This is a genomic window from Pseudomonas sp. IPO3749 (genome assembly GCF_013386605.1).
In the GTDB taxonomy this organism is placed as follows: Bacteria; Pseudomonadota; Gammaproteobacteria; order Pseudomonadales; family Pseudomonadaceae; genus Aquipseudomonas; species Aquipseudomonas azotoformans_A.
In genome coordinates this window covers 1-752 of the sequence record NZ_JACARN010000159.1, presented here as the reverse complement: position 1 = coordinate 752, position 752 = coordinate 1, and the positions used below count along the sequence as shown (strand labels likewise).

The 752-nt window shown below is 58.9% G+C and carries 1 protein-coding gene; it reads left to right on the top strand.

Annotation, left to right across the window (positions count from 1 at the left end; translation table 11 throughout):
- Window positions 1-112 precede the first annotated feature (112 nt).
- A partial coding sequence (locus HX812_RS31910; protein ID WP_178949164.1) for an MFS transporter occupies window positions 113-752 on the top strand: 640 nt, incomplete at its 3' end.

Here is a 752-nt window from a genome sequence, read left to right as displayed (position 1 = left end):
CTTGCCCGCGAAGAGGCCCTCACAGGCACGACATACCTAAAAGTCTTGTTGCGGAACGAGCTTGTTGCAAAGTATGTCTAGGCTATAACCGTTCCCACTGAGTGAAAAAAACATGACAACAACAACCAGTCACTACACCGGAGAAGAACGCAGCAAACGGATTTTTGCGATCGTCGGAGCATCCTCCGGCAACCTCGTCGAATGGTTCGACTTCTACGTCTACGCCTTCTGCGCCATTTACTTTGCCCCGGCGTTTTTCCCGTCGGACGACCCCACGGTCCAACTGCTCAACACTGCCGGTGTGTTCGCCGCGGGCTTCCTGATGCGACCTATCGGTGGCTGGTTGTTTGGCCGGGTGGCGGACAAGCACGGGCGCAAGAACTCGATGATGATCTCGGTGCTGATGATGTGCGCCGGTTCCCTGGTCATCGCTTTCCTGCCCACTTACAAAGACATCGGCGCCTGGGCTCCGGCGTTGCTGTTGGTGGCGCGGCTGTTCCAGGGCTTGTCGGTGGGGGGCGAGTACGGCACCACCGCGACCTACATGAGTGAAGTCGCGCTCAAGGGCCAGCGCGGTTTCTTCGCTTCGTTCCAGTACGTGACCCTGATTGGCGGGCAACTGCTGGCGGTGCTGGTGGTGGTGATCCTGCAACAGATCCTCACTGAAGAAGAATTGCGCGCCTGGGGCTGGCGGATTCCGTTCGTGATCGGCGCTATTGCGGCGGTGATCTCCCTGTTGCTGCGTCGCACCC